The sequence below is a fragment of the Martelella endophytica genome, from assembly GCF_000960975.1.
Classification (GTDB): domain Bacteria; phylum Pseudomonadota; class Alphaproteobacteria; order Rhizobiales; family Rhizobiaceae; genus Martelella; species Martelella endophytica.
Window position 1 is genome coordinate 1675149 of record NZ_CP010803.1, and the last position, 17372, is coordinate 1692520.

The 17372-nt window shown below is 60.4% G+C and carries 9 protein-coding genes, 3 pseudogenes and 1 other annotated feature; of the genes and pseudogenes, 3 read left to right on the forward strand and 9 right to left on the reverse strand.

All coding sequences use genetic code 11. The features are described 5' to 3' along the window. Positions 1-67: 67 nt before the first annotated feature. The 3 genes from TM49_RS07625 to TM49_RS24050 form a co-directional block, all read right to left on the reverse strand. On the reverse strand, positions 68-1801 hold the full coding sequence (locus TM49_RS07625) for a ShlB/FhaC/HecB family hemolysin secretion/activation protein (protein WP_082074656.1): 1734 nt from the start codon (positions 1799-1801) through the stop codon (positions 68-70). Positions 1802-1869: 68 nt separating this feature from the next. Beyond that, entirely contained in the window at positions 1870-5910 is a 4041-nt protein-coding gene (locus tag TM49_RS07630; RefSeq protein WP_244464859.1) for a beta strand repeat-containing protein, read from the reverse strand. Continuing rightward, on the reverse strand, positions 5813-7789 hold the full coding sequence (locus TM49_RS24050) for a two-partner secretion domain-containing protein (protein ID WP_158498615.1): 1977 nt from the start codon (positions 7787-7789) through the stop codon (positions 5813-5815). Before TM49_RS24050 ends, TM49_RS07630 begins: the two co-directional genes overlap by 98 nt. A gap of 450 nt (positions 7790-8239) precedes the next feature. On the opposite strand from TM49_RS24050, the gene TM49_RS07640 reads away from it, so the two are divergent. Further along, entirely contained in the window at positions 8240-9268 is a 1029-nt protein-coding gene (locus TM49_RS07640; protein WP_082074659.1) for an AraC family transcriptional regulator, read from the forward strand. 311 nt (positions 9269-9579) lie between these two features. Here TM49_RS07640 and TM49_RS07645 read toward each other — a convergent pair. Further along, positions 9580-9963: pseudogene (locus tag TM49_RS07645) on the reverse strand (integrase core domain-containing protein); the annotation flags it as partial. Between the two features lie 131 nt (positions 9964-10094). Here TM49_RS07645 and TM49_RS07650 point away from each other — a divergent pair. Then, positions 10095-11351, forward strand: coding sequence for an IS110 family RNA-guided transposase (locus TM49_RS07650; RefSeq protein ID WP_045680298.1), 1257 nt, complete (start codon positions 10095-10097; stop codon positions 11349-11351). A 236-nt stretch (positions 11352-11587) separates the two neighbouring features. On the opposite strand, the pseudogene TM49_RS07655 reads toward TM49_RS07650, so the two are convergent. Next, positions 11588-12040 (reverse strand): annotated as a pseudogene (locus TM49_RS07655) (DDE-type integrase/transposase/recombinase); the annotation flags it as partial. A gap of 43 nt (positions 12041-12083) precedes the next feature. On the opposite strand from TM49_RS07655, the pseudogene TM49_RS22970 reads away from it, so the two are divergent. Next, positions 12084-12777: pseudogene (locus TM49_RS22970) on the forward strand (IS3 family transposase); the annotation flags it as partial. After that, positions 12364-12492 (forward strand) — a sequence feature (AL1L pseudoknot). Its footprint overlaps the pseudogene before it by 129 nt. A 421-nt stretch (positions 12778-13198) precedes the next feature. Here the strand turns inward: TM49_RS22970 and TM49_RS07665 are convergent. The 4 genes from TM49_RS07665 to TM49_RS22575 all read right to left on the reverse strand — a co-directional run bounded on the left by TM49_RS07665 (position 13199) and on the right by TM49_RS22575 (position 17260). Then, positions 13199-14089 carry a dihydrodipicolinate synthase family protein gene (locus TM49_RS07665; protein ID WP_045680300.1) on the reverse strand — a complete coding sequence of 297 codons (891 nt, stop codon included), beginning with the start codon at positions 14087-14089 and terminating at the stop codon, positions 13199-13201. A gap of 94 nt (positions 14090-14183) precedes the next feature. Beyond that, the gene (gene dapA, locus TM49_RS07670) at positions 14184-15104 is read right to left on the reverse strand and encodes a 4-hydroxy-tetrahydrodipicolinate synthase (protein WP_045680302.1); all 921 of its coding nucleotides are present in this window, start codon (positions 15102-15104) and stop codon (positions 14184-14186) included. A gap of 110 nt (positions 15105-15214) precedes the next feature. Beyond that, positions 15215-16744: a tripartite tricarboxylate transporter permease gene (locus TM49_RS07675; RefSeq protein ID WP_045680303.1), complete on the reverse strand. Its 1530-nt coding sequence runs from the start codon at positions 16742-16744 to the stop codon at positions 15215-15217. Between the two features lie 12 nt (positions 16745-16756). Continuing rightward, the gene (locus TM49_RS22575) at positions 16757-17260 is read right to left on the reverse strand and encodes a tripartite tricarboxylate transporter TctB family protein (RefSeq protein ID WP_052699757.1); all 504 of its coding nucleotides are present in this window, start codon (positions 17258-17260) and stop codon (positions 16757-16759) included. Between the last annotated feature and the right edge of the window lie 112 nt (positions 17261-17372).

Sequence of the window (17372 nt, forward strand, 5' to 3'; positions counted from 1 at the left end):
ATCCGAACGTCGCGCCAACCAAGATTCTGAAGAAGAACCGTTTGAAGAACAAGTCGACAATGGCCGCTCAGAACCGGCCAACGAAGCTGAGATTAAAGCGGTTGGCCTGTCCGTCGGCATTGCTGGCGCCGTGCGCGTATTCCAGCGTCAGGCTGCCGGTATAGGGGCTGTCGATTTCGGCGGCGGCAAAGCGGATGCCGAGACCGACGGCACCCGCGCGGGTGCTCTCGTCCTCTAGCGCAGTCGGCTGTTCGAGCTTGGCTATACCGCCGGCGGCGAACACATAAGGCGCTGCCGAGACCGCAAAGCCGACACGGCTTTCAAAAGGGCGGAACGTGGTCGGATAGCTGAGCTCGGCGCGCATGGCGGCGCCGGTATCGGCCTCGATCTCGCTCACCACATAGGCCGAGACCCAGTTGAGACCGCCCAGGCCCATCTGTTCCGACGAAGCCAGCGGCTTGCCGAACGAGGTCTGAGCCTTGGCCGTCAGCGACAGATTGAACATTTCGCCAAGCGGTTGAAGATAGCTGCCCTCGGCCTTCAGTTTCTGGAAATTCGGCTCCGCGCCGTCGCGCGACATCGGCAGCGAAACCGTCGGCTCGTAGGCGCCGAGCCCGTCGAGACCGAGAGACAGGGTCGCTGCACCCGAAACCCTTGCGCCGGATGTGAAGAAATAATCGCCGGACTGGGTCAGTCGGATCACCCTGAGCCGGTCGAGCGTGAACGGCGTGGTAAGCCCAGGCGACCTGAATGTCTGCTCCTCGTCGACAATATCGAAGCTGATGGTGGTCGACGCATTAGCGGCGCGGCTTCTCAGCCAGTCATAGCCGAGATTGGCGGAAAGCCGCTGGTAATGATCGGGCAGATCATAGCCGAGACCGGTATCCGAGCGCGTCCGGCTGTCGACGCCCTCGACATTGAGCCAGACGCCATCCGTGCCGAGCGGCACGGTGAAACCGGCCACGATCTGGCGGTTGCGCGGATCGTCTGAGAAGAAATTACCCTCCGAGAAGCCCGGCCAGCCGCCAATCTGCAGGTAGCCGACCTCGCCGAGGCCCAAGAGATTGTTGAAATTGACGCCGGCGCTGATCGAATAATCGCCGAGCTCTTCCGTCAGGTCGTTTGCCACGCCGATAAAGCCTGTCACCGGATCGTAACGGCCGGCAAGCTCCAGCAGTGTACCGCCGGGCGTATCGCCGCGCTTGAGGGTCGACTTCATGTCATAGCCGGGCGTATCGCCGGCGAGCAGCAGACGGCGTTCAATTTCCGCCTCGCTCGGGTTCTCGGCATCGACCAGCGGCGCCATGACGGCATCTACCCGGCGCCCTACGGTCTCGGGCAAAGCCGCGGTGTCGACGCCCTCGACATAGCCGGAACTGACCACCAGTTTCAATTCCTGCCCGTCCTCGATCGTCTGCGGCGGCAGCGACACGCGCACCAGAGGATAACCGGCGCGGATATAGGCAAGCTCCAGCTCGTTTGCGGCCCTGAACAGGTCGGCGGCGCTGACCCGCTTGTCGGTGAACTCCGCCTCGATGCGCTCGGTCTCGCCGGCAAGGGCTGGCAGCCCGCCTTCGATATCGAGACCCGAGGGCGTGACAAACAGCTGATCCGCCCCTTCCGGCGCTTCCTGGCCGACGACTTTCGGCAGCGTCAGCGCGCCGCCTTGCTGGCGGATCACCGGCGGCGCATAGGACGGCTCGACCACCTGACCGGCGGTCTGGGCAAACACTGTGCTCGGCTGGAGCGCGCCGAGCAGGAACGTACCGGTCAACAAAGCGGCGGCACTGGAAAATCGCATTGGAAGTCACTCCGGCATTCTTGGCTTGCCCCCAGATCAGGGCTGTTGAAATTTAAGCTCGGCGACGTCTATCGGCATATGAACAGGACTTGCGGCCCTGCATCGCAGGCGGCATTGGAAACGGGGCTTTGATCGGTGTCGATCAGCGTTCCAGGCGGATTGCTGTTGTCGGCAAAGAGCGCCTCCTGAAGCGACCCGCCGGCAACCGTGAACGGATCGAATTGCTGGCTGGGAAGCGGAACGCCGCCAGCAGGAGCCGACGGCGCCAGAACCGGCAGCACCTCCAACTTGCCCGGCAGAAATGTGATGGCATAGTTGGGATTTTCGGCGTCTGTGAGACTGCCTGCGGTAATAGCGTAGGTGCCGACCGTCGCGGAGGACGGTGCGCCGCGGCTTGCGGGATTGCCGTTCAGCGATGCGCCGCCATCGACGAGATTGCCTGCCGTGACCTGCCAGCCCAGGACGCCTGCCTGCGTGCCAAGCTGCTTGACGGCATCGACGGCAGTCAGGGTGATCGGCCGCGGCGTGACGGCGAGCGTATTTGCACGATAGCTGATTGCATAATTGCGGTTGAAGGCGTCTGTCACCGAACCCTGGGTGACGGCATAAGAACCGACATTCGCCAGCATGGCTTGGCCGTCGCTCTCCAGCTTGCCTGAAAGCCTGTCGCCATTGGCAAGACCCATCCCGCCGACCGTGTAGGTCAACAGGCCGAGATCGCCATAGGTCTTGGCACCAGCATTGGCCGCAACCGTGATCGCACGGCGCTCGACTGTCATCGACCCGTCCTGATAGCTGATGTCGTAATTGCCCGCCGCGGCACCCAAAAGCGCGCCCCGGGAAGCGGCGGTGCTATAGCCGGTCCCGACATCGGAAGACGATGTCGCATCCGTCGTCACGACAACCCCGGAAAGAAGCGATCCATTCTGGCCGTTCTTCCAGCCCGAAACCGCGTAACCGATCATGGGCACGGCATCGCCGTAGATCATCGAGCCGTTATCGGCCGTGACCGTCAGCGCCGCCTTGTCGACCGTCAGCGTGCCCATGCCGTAGCTGATGTCGTAGTTCGAAAGACCCGTGCCCGTCGCGGCGCTGGCAATGATGTCGTAGACGCCGGCATCAGCCTCTGCGTCCGCGCCCAGGCTCTTTTCGGAAACGGCGGCGACGCTGTCGCCATTGACGAGCCCGGTGGTGGTGAAGCCGGTCAGGCTAGCCGTATCGCCATAGGTCTTGACCGCATCCGATGCCGTCACTGTCAGGGCCCGCGGGGTCACAGCGAAACTGCCGTTCACATGTTCCAACGTGTAATTGCCCGAAGCCGCGCCGGTCAGATTCCCGCTAGCGGCCATCGTGGCATAAGCGTTGCCGACATTGGAGGTCGAGGTCGCATCCGTGGCAACGTTCACCCCGGTCAAAAGCGCATCGCCCTGTCCGTTCTTCCAGCCGCTGACTGAATAGCCGATTGTCGGCACAACATCGCCGTAGATCATCGCGCCATTATCGGCCGTTACTGTCAGCTTGGCCTTTGCGACCGTCAGCGTGCCGTCGACATAGTTGATCGCATAGTTGGAAAGGCCCGAGCCCGTGGCGTTGGCGGCGATAATGTCATAGCTGCCGGCATTGGCGACGACCGCAGCGCCCGCGCTTGTCAGCGTGACCGCATCCACCTGGTCGCCATTGACGAGGCCGGTGACGGCGAACTGCGTCGGCGTGAAGGCATCGCCGTAGGTCTTCGATGCGTCCGAAGCCGTTACGACGAGCGCCCGCGGGGTCACCGCGAAACTGCCATTCACATAATCGAACGCGTAATTGCCCGCCGCATCGCCTGAAAGCATGCCGCCCGATGCGATGGTGATATAGCCGGCGCCGACATCCGACGTGCCGGTCGCATCGCTGCCGACCGTCACGCCGGAAAGAAGCGCGCTCGTCTGGTCGTTTTTCCAGCCGCCTGTCGTGTAACCGAGATCGTTCGGAACGGCGTTGCCATAGACCATCGATCCGCCATTGGCTGTAATCGTCAATATGGCCTTGTCGACCTGCAGATTGCCGTTCACGAACGATATCGCATAATTGCTGTTGGCCAGCGTGCCTCTGGTGATGAGGTAGTCCGCGGCGTCGGCGGTTGCCGCCGCGCCATCGCTGGCAAGCGCGCCGGAAAGCGTATCGCCGTTGACGAGCGTGCCCGACGTCACCTTGTAGCTGAGGCTGGCCGTATCGCCATAGATCTTGGACGTGTCGTCGGCCGTGACCGTGATCGCGCGCGGGCTGATCTCGATTTCGCCGGGCCCGTAGACGGTTCGGTATATGATCCCGTCATCGCCGACAAAGCTCGACTGGCCGGAGATGGCGTAGCTGCCGACATTGGATGTCGCCGTGGCATCCGTTGTCAGCGTCGGCGCGAAAACGCCCGCGCCGCTGTGACCACCGTAAACGCCGGAATAGGTGAGCGCGGCCGGCGCGTCGCCATAGGTGATCGTCTGGCCATCGGTCTTGACGAAGACCACGTCGGAAAGCGCGTAAAGCTCAGGATAATAGCCCTCGCTCGGCGGCGCCCAGACCGTCTCGAAATTCCAACCGGCGGCCAAAGCCCGTGCGTAGAACTCGGCCGTATCCTGAAACTCTTCGGTGGTCAGCCCAGTCACGTCGCCGTCGCCATCGCCAACGCCATTCGACTGGTTCGTCGTGTCCGTATCAAAATAGGATGCTGTGATCGTGCCAGAATTGTTGAACCCGACCAGCCCGCCAACAAATTCGCTACCTGCAACGCTGCCGGTCGCATAGGCATTGCTGATCGTGCCAGAAGTGTTGTACCCGACCAACCCGCCGACACGGGAGCCGCCCGTAAGGCTGCCGGTCGCATAGGCATTGCTGATCGTGCTAGAATTGTTGAACCCGACCAGCCCGCCAACAAATTCGCTACCTGCAACGCTGCCGGTCGCATAGGCATTGCTGATCGTGCCAGAAGTGTTGTACCCGACCAGCCCGCCGACAAATTCGCTACCCGCAACGCTGCCGCTCGCATAGGCATTGCTGATCGTGCCAGAATGACTGTACCCGACCAGCCCGCCGACATCGTAGCCGCCCCTAACGCTGCCGGTCGCATAGGCATTGCTGATTGTGCTAGAATTGTTGAACCCGACCAGCCCGCCGACATAGTCGCTACCCGCAACGCTGCCGCTCGCATAGGCATTGCTGATCGTGCCAGAAGCATTGTACCCGACCAGCCCGCCGACACCGTCGAGGCCCGTGACGCTGCCGCTCGCATAGGCATTGCTGATCGTGCCAGAATGACTGTACCCGACCAGCCCGCCGACTCTGTGTCTGCCCGTAACGCTGCCGGTCGCATAGGCATTGCCGATCGTGCCATCATAATTGTACCCGACCAGCCCGCCGACATAAAAGCTGCCCGTGACGCTGCCACCATCAAGGCCGACATTGCGCAGGATCGAGCCGGAATCGGTATATCCGAACAGGCCGATATAATCCGCGCTGGTACGATTGATCGTCAACCCGGTGATCACATGCCCGTCGCCATCAAATGTGCCGGTGAAAGCGGAACCGTTATTGCCGATCGGCACGAAGCCGCCCGCGCTCCAAATGCCGGAAGCGTCAGATGCATCGGTGGCGCTGGCATCGATATCGCCGGAAAGCCGGTAGCTTGCGGAAAGGTCGGCGCCCATCAGCGCCAACTGGTGCAGGTTGGAAACCGTGATCACCCCATCCACGGACGCGGCCGCTTCGGAGCGCAGGATCGGCCGCATATCGCCGGCCTGATACCAGGTGTTGTCGAAATCGAAGCCTGTGTAGCCGGCTTGCGTGCGTGCCTCGGCGGTCGTCAAGCCGGTCACGCCGGCAGCGGAGCCTCCGCCGACGCCATTCGACTGTTTCGTCGTGTCCGTATCGAAATAGGATGCTGTGATCGTGCCAGAATCAATGAACCCGACCAGTCCACCTACATATTTGTCGCCCGAAACGCTGCCGGTCGCATAGGCATTGCTGATCGTGCCATCATCATTGAACCCGACCAGCCCGCCTACATAGTAGCTGCCGCCCGAAACGCTGCCGGTCGCATAGGCATTGCTGATCTTGCCATAATTGTACCCGGCCAGCCCACCAACATAGCCGCTGCCCGAAAACGCTGCCACCCACAAGGCCGACATTGCGCAGGATCGAACCGGAACCGGCAGATCCGAACAGGCCGACATAATCCGTATCGGAGCGATTGATCGTCAGCCCGGTGATCACATGCCCCTCCCCGTCAAATGTGCCTGTGAACTGCGAACTTCCATTTCCGATCGGCTCGAAACCTGCGCCGCCATTCCAGCCGGCGGTCGCGCTGGCGTCGATATCCGTTCCGAGCGCATAGGTGCCGGCGAGACTGCTGGTGGTGGCGTTGATCGCCTGGAGATTGTCGAGCGTGTTGACCAGCATGTAAGCCGTCAGCGTCGTGCCGACGCCCGCATTGGCCGAATAATCGACCGGTGCGCTGTAAGACGCTGGATTGTAGTAGAGGGAAACGCCGCCGTCGGCGGTTGCCGTGATGCCGGAACCGAAACTGACCGTACCGCTGCCGGTGGCGCCGCTATCGGCGCGCAGCACGATCTTGGATCCCGCGCCGCCTGCAAGATTGGCCTTGACGGCGATATTGCGGTAGGCCGACAGCGTCAGCGTGGAGCCCGAGTTCCACGTCACGGCATCGGCCACGGTGATATCGCCGTCCTGGCTGCCGCCCGCGCCGGTCGAGACCGTGACATTGGCGCTGGCAAGCGCATCCTGCAGCGTGGTCACATTGATAACACTGTCATTCCCCGAAGCGGTGAAGCCGGAGGCGTTCTGGTCCGCGCCGTTGGAAATGGTCACATTATAGGGATCGAGCAACAGCGAGCCGAAGCCTGCAGCACCCGTCAGATCGGCAAAACCGGTATAGGAAAGCAGCGCCTTGCCGGAAACCTCGGCATCGCCGCCGGTTCCGGTCGCGCCGGTGGCGCTGATCCGGCCGGCGAAATCGGTGCGATGATCCGACCACAGCACAACCGAGCCGCCATTGCCCTGATGGACCGCATCGGCGCTGATCACCGTGCCCGCGCTCACCGTCAGGATATCGGCATGCGGGATATCGCCCGTGCCCTGCCAGTCGCCGCCGATACGCACCTTGCCGCCCGCGCCATAGCCGGAGGCGTCGATCACGGCGGCATCCAGATTGATCTCGAGCCCGGTGATTTCGATCGCGCCGCCCCTGGTCGTCTTTGGCTGGGCCTGCTTGGCGCGAGTCGAGACCTTGCCCGTGACCGTCACCTTGCCGCCATCGCCGCCGCCAAGCGTGATCTTGCCGTTGCGGCCCGAAACCGAGCGCGCCTCGGCAACGCCGGAAAGATTGACGGCGTGGCGCGCTGCTGCCCGCGCCGTCGCCGCCTTCATCACGATCACGCCGCCTTCGGCCGTCACCGTGCCGGAGTTTTCAACCAGCGCCTCGCCGTCATCAATCAGCGACGAGGGAACCGCCACCTGCATGAAGCCGTCACCGGAGAGATCGAGCGTGATCTCCTCGCCCGCGCCGAGCCCCGCCTTGCCATAGGGAACCGCGATCAGCCCGCTGTTCTTCACCTTGCCGCCCATCAGCGCGGCATAACCGCCGCGCCCGATCGTGACCACGCCTTCGTTGGAAACTGTGCTTGATGCGCCATTGCCGCGGAACACCATGTTGCCGGACATGAAGTCGTCATTGGTGATATCGAGTGTAGAAGCAACGAAACCGCCGCCGGCCTTGACCGTCCCGGTCGGCGTGATTGCAATGCCATTGGGGTTGACGAGGAAGACCTGACCATTGCCGGTCATCGCGCCGGCAATCGAGGACCGGGTGTTGCCAGTGACGCGGTTGAGGATCGCCGAATGCACATCCGGCTGCACGAAATCGATTCTGTTGCCCTGGCCGATGCTGAAGTCGTTCCAGTTGACGATGGCGCGTTCGGAACCCTGCCTGACGGTCATGGCCGATCCCGTCGTTTCAATGCTGGCCGCTCCGGACACCACGCTGGGGCCACCCGGCAACCCGCCTTCGGCAAAGGCCGGACTTGCGCCAAGCGCCGAAACTGCGGCAGTCGCGAGAAGAACGGCTTGCAACCGCCTGGGCCGAAAAGCATGCCGCTCGACCCCGGCAAAAGGCGCAAGCGCAAGATGGTGATCGGCAATGGATGGCATTGGCATATCGAAATTCCCCGAACCCAGAATGGCGCCCTTCCAAAGGCAAGACTGGAAGACATTGCGGGTGCAGTCGAAAAGCCCGGGCAAACCCCGCCAAACACGCGTCAGAGATCACACACACAATCGTCCCGCTTCAGGCTTTTCCGCCGGAAAAGCGGAACCTTGACCGCCGCACCCGCATTCAGGTCTATTAGAATCAAAAAATATTAGCCTGCCATTTCACGACAGAGTTCCGTTATGCCTCGATTGGAAACTTCAATCGCCATGACCTCGGTTCGGGGCATCGGCCCGCTTCCCGCGCTGATCGACAGACGCGAAGGCCGTTATGCCGCCGATCATGTTTTTTCCGAAGTGGGCCTGCCAGTCGATGTGGCGCGGGAAGCCGACCGGATGTTGCCGCTCAATAGCCTGATCGCGCTTTACGAGGCCGCCGCCGCTATGACCGGCGATCCGCTGTTCGGACTGAAGGCGGGACAGGAAATGATCGACGACTATGGCACCTGGGTCGACTATTCGCGCACGGCCCCCACACTGCGCGCATGTCTGGCGCGTGCTTCTAAGGCAATAGAATACCATCAGACCGGCACTGAGCTGGCGCTGTCGACCAACGGTGGGCAGACGCTTTATTCCTATCGCATCTTTGGAAAGCGACCTGCCGATCGTCTGCAGCATCTGCAACACACGATCCCCGCCTTGCTCAAGACGTTTCAGGTTTATACCGGCGACGACTGGAGGCCGGACTGGATCGAACTGGATGTCGACTATGATCAACGCGTCGAGGAAGTTGCGAAAATGCTCCGTGTCCCAATCCGCCATGGCAGTGCGGCCATGTCGTTCGCCTTCTCTCCGGCACTTCTTGATCGGCCGCAGCAGTGCCAGAATGCAAGTACGTCTCTAATCCGGCGCCATCATTTGAAATACATGGTGACAAAGGGTCCGCCCAGAACGTTTTCGTCACTCGTGCGCGAGACGATCCATATCGATCTTTTAGTAGGTGCAGCGCAAATCGATACAGTGGCATATCGTCTTGGTCTTGGACCAAGAACCCTGCAGCGCAGGTTACGGGCAGAATCCAGCACCTATCGGCAGCTTGTTACCGAAGTACGGATAGAGCGGGCCAAGGCGCTGCTCGTCAACACTGACATGCCGGTGACCGAGATCGCCCATCTACTCGGATATAGCGATTCCACACATCTGACGCGCGCATTTTCGCAGCGCGTGGGCTTGCCCCCCAGCACCTTCCGAAAGGTGTCTACCAACGAATGAAAATTCGAGGACGCATTGACGGCGACCAGCTTGTGACAGTCAAGAGGCTCGCTAAGTTTTACCTTCGCAAGATCTCGGCACCCCGCTGCAGACAGAGCATGGAAATTGAGGCCGTAGACAAAGAAACAATATGGATTCGATGTACACAGTATTCGGCTACATTATGAGAAATTTCGAGAAACTCAGTCCAAGACGCTAACTTTCAAGCATCTTCAGCGAAACACCAAAGACAACTGTCTCCGAAATGGCACGGAGATGATCAGTATGGCTATCCTCAAATGGTGTCCGAAGATTGACCTGCCACTGAATTTTCATCCGGCTGCGATTAGAGCCTGGGCGGTTTTTGATACGCCAAATGGCGCGGTGTAAGCAACCGGTGGAAACGCGGAGCTTTCATTTTGCGTAGCGTTGGTGCCGGCTGCGGTGATGGTTTCGGCATAGCCTGCCGGGGTCTGGCATCCGAGCAATGAGTGCGGTTGGAAATGGTTGAAATCATCTACCCATTCAGCAATGACGCTTCGGGCATGATCGAGGCCGAAGAACAGGCTTTTATTGAGTAGTTCGTCGCGCATGCGACCATTGAAACTCTCGATATAACTGTTTTGCATTGGCTTTCCCGGTGCGATGTAGTGCCACTCAACCTTGTGATCCTTGGACCAGGCGAGGATGGCATTCGAGGTGAATTCCGTGCCGTAGCACGTCGGGAAGAAGTGCTGTCGATAGGTTATGGCCAGCCGCGGAGCCCCAAATAGCGTAGTGGGTGGCCATAACCGGTCCCAGGTCTCAACAGTGGTTTTGCTGAACCACACCGCTGAGGAGACAGGCTATGACCATCCACCATACTACATCCGCGACCTTGCTGGTCGCCATCGACATTTCCAAGCATCGCCACGAGGTGCTGATCGGAATTCCGGGCAAGAAGCGCCGCCGGCGCATGACGGTCACCAATACACTCGAGGACTTCAGAAGACTGTCTGCGGCCCTAGCCAGCTACGATCTGCCGGTGCGGATCGGGTTCGAGGCGACCGGTAACTATCACCGGCCGCTGGCGCACCATCTCGGCCAGTATGGGTTTGAGCTGAAGCTCGTCTCTTCTGTCGGCCTTGCCCGGACGCGGGAGGCCCTGCACAACAGCTGGGACAAGAATGACCCGAAGGATGCTCAGGTTATCCTGCATATGCTCGAGATCGGAGCAGTGCAGTTTTTCCATGATCCCCTGGTCGTCGGGACAGCAGACATTCAGGAGCTCTCGAAGACCCACGAGATCATCTCACGCTCGAAGACCGAGCTTTGGCACCGCATTCTGACGCATTACCTGCCACTCTACTTCCCCGAGGCTGAGCGGTTTCATCGAAGCTCTCGGACCGACTGGTTCCTGGCGTTCCTCGAGAAGTATCCGACACCGACGATGATTACGGCCATGAACAGGGACGCCTTCATCGCAGATGCCTGGCAGGTGGTTGGCAAGAAGGTCTCCAAAGAGCGCTTGCTTTCAGACATTTATGCCACGGCCGTCGATTCCGTGGGACTGCCCGTGCATCCGGATTCCGACGCCGTTCGCATGTTCCGCCTTGTCCTTGCCGAAGGCAGAAGCCTTGTCCGCCAACGCAACGAGATCGAGTCCAGGGCAGTCGAGCTGCTCTCCGAGTTGCCGGACTATCAGTTGCTGACAACCATTCCCGGTATCGGTCCGATCAACGCCATGACCATTCTGGCCGAGGCAGGTGACCTGCGCCGGTTCCGACATCACCGGCAATTCCTGAAGTTCTGCGGCATGGACCTCGCCACTGTGCAGTCTGGCATGTTCCGCGGTCAAAGCCGCATATCGAAGTACGGCAACGCCCGCCTGCGTCGTACGCTCTGGATGGCCGGCCAGACTGCCGTTCTCAAGCGGACCAACAGCTTTCGTGACAAGTTCGAACGCTACATCTCGAAAGATCGACACAACGCTCATCTGCGTCGCAAGGCCTACACCGCGATCGCGGCAAAGATGGCGCGCACCGTACACGCCGTAGTTAAACACGGCGAACCCTATCGCCCCTTCTTCGAGGGGGTGAGCCCAGGCGGAAGGACCTCTCTCTGACACGAGCCGTGGAGGCAGGCATCTGACCTCGTAGATAATGTTCGGGCCTTCTGCTTGGGAATTGGGATCTCGTATTAAGGACGGTGAGGGCCGCCATCGCGCGTACCCTGTGTTTGCTATGGAAGAGATCATTTCTTGACGGCAGAGCCCGTCTGGGCAATCTTGACAAGGCACCCGGGACACCGGATGCCCTATGACCTGCTGACCTAAGCAGCCAGATTTTCTCGACATAGGACGTTGTCTGAGACAATCATGCGGGGCTTGCCGCGCCGCTCGATCAGCGTTGTCAATTCTCGTGCGACACGGCGACCAGAGATCGACGTATCAGGAATTGCTGCCAGGCATTCGCGCGTCACGTCATCGACGATGTTGAGCACGCGGAAGCGTCTGCCGCACGCGAACTGATCGTGGACAAAATCCAGCGACCAGCGGGCATCTACCTTTGCTTCGACGAGGACCGGCGCACGCGTTCCGACAGCACGCCTCCTGGCTTTGCGCTTGCGCACGAAAAGGCGTTCCTCCCGATACAGTCGGTAGATGCGATTGACGCCGGACGGCTCTCCATCAAGCCGAAGCAAAATGAACAGCCGTCGGTATCCGAAACGCCGCCGCTCATTTGCCAGATCGCGCAGCTTCGTTCGCAGTTCGACCTCCGGCGGTCGGCAAAACCGATACCGAACCGTGAACCGCGCCAGGTTTGCCGGAGACCCCAACTCGTGAGAAGTAGGGTCTATGACAAGCAAGACGACCAATAAATATTCGCCAGAGGTCCGCACCCGGGCTGTTCGGATGGTGATGGAACACGAAGCCGAACATCCTTCGCGGTGGGAAGCTATTTCCTCGATAGCTGCAAAGATCGGTTGCTCGGCACATACGCTCAATGAGTGGGGGAGGTTGAGGTGGATAGCGGCAAGCGAGCCGGTTTACCGAGCGATGTCGCGGAGAAGATGAAGGCTTTGGAACGCGAGAACCGGGAGCTTCGTCAGGCGAACGAGATCTTGCGCAAGGCGTCTGCTTATTTTGCCCAGGCGGAGCTCGACCGCCCACTGAAGCGATGGTTACCTTCATCGATGAACATCGTTCCGTACTTGGGCCAATGTCGGATATTGGGCCGATCTGCAGGCTTCTGCCGATTGCCCCATCCACCTACTACGATGCCGTTGCTAAGCGCACTGACGTGGATCGCCTGTCGGTCCGCGCTCGCCGTGACATGGCCATGAAGATCGAGATACGCCGCGTGTTCCACGAGAACTTCCGGGTTTATGGCGTGCGCAAGGTCTGGCGGCAGTTAAAGCGCGAGGGCTTCGATATTGCCCGATGCACTGTCGCCCGGCTCATGAGGACGATGGAGCTGCAAGGCGCGATCCGAGGCAGGCCCGCCAGAACAACGACGGCGGACAAAAACGCGCCATGTCCGCTCGATCGGAGCCGGGTCTCAGGTCATCAGCTCCGTATATCTCCCAGTCGTGTACTCACCTCTCAGCGAAGGTCAACTTTCAGGATTTGCATTGGACGCCTGGAACGTGCCGATAGGGGCGCCTTCCGGGCAGGCTTAAAAGGCCCGCAAAGTGATCTTGAGTAGACCTATAAATTCTAGACATTTCCCTGCCCAAAATAAGAAAGGGAAGTGGCGTTAGTAGGAAAAAGACCGTTCGCTAGTTGCGGATCTGGCCTGATGCGGCGTGCATAAGCTGCGAGTCTGCGAAGCTGGAGATCGTGGGCGGCACGCCAGTCACCTCGCTCGCGCGGCCGCCTCCGAATAAAATTTCCTGCTGTCACAGAGTCATCGGTTGATTTGCAGCTGCACCTGTTATTGCCGCTTCAGACCGATGCAATATCTCCTGCTTCTATTCGTCTTTCACGCCTTTCAGAATTGCCGACATCCGGTCGACCAGTTCTTCCGGCACGTCGGACATCGGGCTTTTCGAGAAGCCGCAATCGCGCCCAAGAAGCCCGGCTGCCGCCTTCATGCGGGCGGGAAATTGCGGTCCGCGCACGATCTTCCAGAGGGGATAGAGGCGATTTTGGATCTTGAGCGCCTCGTCGTATTTTCCGGCTCGCGTCAGATCCCACATGCGAACCGAAAGCCGGGGGAAAAGAGCCAGAATAGCAGAGATCGCGCCATCGGCGCCGAGTGCGAAACAGGAATGGAGCATTTCGTCGGTTGCGGCATAAACCATGCCGCGATCGCCGCAGGCGATCCGCATGTCGTACATGGCCATGATGCCGCCAACGCTCTGCTTGACGCCGATTACATGTTCGATGTCGAGCAGCTCGGAAAAGAGTTCGGACGAGATCTCGTTTTGCGGCACGACGTTGTAGATGATGATCGGCAGGCCAACCGCCTCGGAAATTGCGCCGTAAAAGCGCTTGTTGCCGGCCGCGTCCGGCACCAGGACATTGTAGAATGTCGGCGTGACCATAAGCGCATCCGCGCCGGCCTTCTTGGCTGCCATCGCGGTCTCGATTGCTGCTGCGGTGGAGCAGCGGGCGACGCCGGCGACGATGGGAACGCCCGCACGGTTTTCCGATTTGATGATATCGATCATCTGCACCAGCTCGGCATTCGTGAGCGCCGCGCCCTCGCCGGTGCTTCCGCCGGGCGAAATGCCATGGACGCCTGCATCCAGCAGGTAGCGAACCTCGCGACGATAGAGTGCTTTATCGATCTCCTCGTCTTTGGTGAAGGTCGAGACGACGGGTGGAATGATCCCGTGGAATGATGTACCTTTTTTCATGATCTGTTGTCCTGTGGCCTTGCATCTGGCTGTGTCAAATCGGTTCGGGGCTCCAGAAGAGGACGCCCGCCAGCGTCCTCTCCCGGTGGTTGCGTCAGAGGATGCCGAAGTCGGAAAGGGCTTTTCGAACAGCTTCGACTTCTTCTGGCGTGCCCGGGGTCAGGGGCAGGCGCGGCAGGCCTGCATCCCCGCCGGTCAGGCGGATGGCATCCTTCCAGAGGCATACCGGGTTTGTGCGACCGTTGATTCCCATGACCTTCAGCAATGGATAGAGCTTGCGCTGCATCGCCGCGGCCTCGGCAATATTGCCTGCCAGAAAAGTGTCGATCATCTTGCGAATATAGTCGCCGACTACGTGGGAAGCGCCGGATACGACACCGCCGATCCGCTTTTCGCCGCCTTGCGTGAAGGCTTCGAGAACCATGGTGTCGTCGCCATTGTAAACGATGAAGTCTTCCGGGGTGGCGTTGAGGAAAGCGGTCATTTGTTTGGGATTGAGTTCTGCCTCCTCCTTGATTGCCACGATATTGTCGAGCGCTGCAAGCTTGCCGACCGTATCGGGGTCAATGTTGACACCGGTGAAGATCGGAATGTTGTAGAGCATGATGTTGAGGTCCGAAAGCGCTTCGGCGACATTGACGAAGTGGTTGTGGATCTCCTGCTGTGCCGGCTTGGTGTAGTAGGGCGCTACGACCATGACCGTGTCGAAGCCTAGCTTCTCTGCCTCCTTGCCGAGCGCGATCGTTTCGATCGTCGAGGTGCAGCCGACGCCGGCGATCAGCGGAACGCGGCCGCCGACCGCCTTCTTGACCGTTTCGAGAATGGCGACCCGTTCGGCGAATGTCTGTGTGTGAAACTCGCCGGTCGTGCCTGACAGGATGAGCGAGTCGGCAAAGCCGTTGTCGACCAGATGGGTTGCGAGTGCCGCGAGTTTGCCGTGATCGACGCTCTGGTCTTCGCCGTAAGGGGTGACGAGCGGGATGAGAACGCGGCCGTAAGTGTCCTTGTTATACATTTCAGTCTCTTTCTGGAGTTTTCCAAACGATGGTTGTCCCGGTACGGGTGTGTCGTCGGTATTGCTTTTCCGTCATGTCCTTTCTGTTGGAGTTGCCGGTTCCTCGCGCCTTACTGCGAGCCCCGGTCGGTATCGGCGATCCCGCCGGTCGCGCCGGCAAGCTTGCGGGTTTGGCTGACGCCTCTGACGATCAGGGGCAGCACCCAGATGGCGATCGTGAAGAGGCCCAGTCCGGCGGCGATCGGGCGTTCGAAGAAGCCCAGAAAGTTTCCGTCGGCGATGATCATCGATGTGAGAAAGTTCTTCTCGACGAGCGGGCCGATCACGATGCCCAGGATGATCGGCGCGATCGGGAACCCCTTGCTCTCGAGAATGAAGGCGATCACGCCCATGACCAGCATCACGCCGACACCGAAAACCGAGTTGTTGACCGCGTAGGAGCCGACGATGCAGAAGGCGAGAATGGAGGCGTTGAGATAGGTGCGCGACAGGCGGAAGATCGAGCGTGAAAAACGCACTGCAAGCCATCCGAGGGGGATGATCAGCAGGTTCGCCAGCGCGAAGACGATCATGACCGCGTAGAAGTTCTGGGGATTGTTGATGAAGATTGTCGGGCCCGGATTCATGCCCTTCATCACCAGAACACCCACGGCAATGGCCGTGACCGCATCGCCGGGAATGCCGAAGACCATGGCCGGTATCCATGCCGAACTCAGCGCGGCATTGTTGGTCGCGGAGGCCTCCACCAGCCCTTCGGAATGTCCGGTCCCGAATTTTTCCGGCGTTTTGGACAACTTCTTCGAGATCGCATAGGCGATCCAGGCGCCGAGATCGCCGCCGGCGCCGGGCAAGGCGCCAATCACCGTGCCGAAAGCGCTCCCGCGCAGGACATTGAGCTTATGGTGCCAGAGAGTGCGTGCCATTCCGGCCAGCGGATTCCCGATCTTCATGACCGGTTCGCGCTCGCCGGCCTCATTCGTCTTGTGCCGGAGGATTTCGGACAGGGCAAACATGCCGATCATGGCCGGTATGAAGCTGATGCCGCCCATCAGTTCCGTCCAGCCGAAGGAAAAGCGGGGCGTGGCAGTCAGCGGGTCGAGGCCGACGGTCGCGATGAACAGGCCGAGAAGCAGCGAAAGCGTTCCCTTGATCTTGCTTCCCGAACTGATCAGCGCCGCGCATGACAGCCCCAGCATGGCCAGCCAGAAATATTCGAAACTCGAGAACTGCAGTGCGATCTTGCCGAGGGCCGGCGCGATGAAGAGCAGGGCGACAAAGCCGATCATGCCGCCGACCGATGACGAGCAGATGGAAATGCCCAGCGCCTTCGCCGGCCGCCCGGCCTTGGTCATGGCATAGGCCTCGTCGACATAGGCAGCGGAGGCCGGGGTGCCGGGAATGCGCATCAGCGCTCCGGGGATGTCGCCCGCAATGATGGCCATCGTGGTGCAGGCCACGATTGCTGCGATGGCGGGAACCGGATCCATGTAGAAGGAGAAAGGCACAAGCAGCGCCGTCGCCATCGTGGCGGTGAGGCCGGGAATGGCCCCGACGAAAAGGCCGAAAGTCGCTGCGGCGCAGATCACCAGCAATGTATAGGGCGTGATGACAAGTTCGATTGCTTCGAGAAAGACATGCATGGTCGTTTCTCCTCACCCGAGAATGCCGACCGGCAACGGAACGCGAAGTCCGTTGACGAAAAGGAAGTAGATGAACACCGTTAGAAATGCTGCATAGAGGCCGCCGCGCACCAGGCCGCCGCCGCCGATGCGGATCATCAGCAGGATGAACAGGAAGGTAAGCGGCAGGAAGCCGACGGATTCCAGAAGCAGGATGTAGAGGCCAAGGCTCACCAGCACTGTGACCGGAAACCAGGTGAAATCCTCGCGTTTGAACAGCACAGCTGCATGACGGCGCAGCATCGCGATTTCCGCGCGTCCCTGAAACGCCAGGATGCCGCCCGCCAGAACGAAGGCGCAGCCGATGATGATGGGCAGGGTTCCCCCGCCGATCGTCATGCCGCCGAGCCCCTCCATCCGCGTTCCGGTGACAGCCAGAACCACGCCGCCGATCACGAAAAGCAATCCGAGGACGGTGTCCGGAACGCCGGTGGCGACGCGATCTGCATTGTCGTCTTCTGGTGAGGTGTCACTCATGGCCTCACTCCTTTCCGTTGGTGTCGCGAGCAGACGGCCGAAGGCACTCCGACCGGGATACGGCCGAAAAGAACCGAGTTTCAGATGTTGAATGGAGTGCCTTCGGCGGCGC

Excerpts from the sequence above, each read along its gene's own strand:
- dapA (WP_045680302.1), bottom strand. The coding sequence starts at position 15,104 with ATGTATAACAAGGACACTTACGGCCGCGTTCTCATCCCGCTCGTCACC.
- TM49_RS07640 (WP_082074659.1), top strand. The coding sequence starts at position 8,240 with ATGCCTCGATTGGAAACTTCAATCGCCATGACCTCGGTTCGGGGCATC.
- TM49_RS07650 (WP_045680298.1), top strand. The coding sequence starts at position 10,095 with ATGACCATCCACCATACTACATCCGCGACCTTGCTGGTCGCCATCGAC.
- TM49_RS07625 (WP_082074656.1), bottom strand. The coding sequence starts at position 1,801 with ATGCGATTTTCCAGTGCCGCCGCTTTGTTGACCGGTACGTTCCTGCTC.
- TM49_RS07665 (WP_045680300.1), bottom strand. The coding sequence starts at position 14,089 with ATGAAAAAAGGTACATCATTCCACGGGATCATTCCACCCGTCGTCTCG.
- TM49_RS24050 (WP_158498615.1), bottom strand. The coding sequence starts at position 7,789 with ATGACCGTCAGGCAGGGTTCCGAACGCGCCATCGTCAACTGGAACGAC.
- TM49_RS07675 (WP_045680303.1), bottom strand. The coding sequence starts at position 16,744 with ATGCATGTCTTTCTCGAAGCAATCGAACTTGTCATCACGCCCTATACA.
- TM49_RS22575 (WP_052699757.1), bottom strand. The coding sequence starts at position 17,260 with ATGAGTGACACCTCACCAGAAGACGACAATGCAGATCGCGTCGCCACC.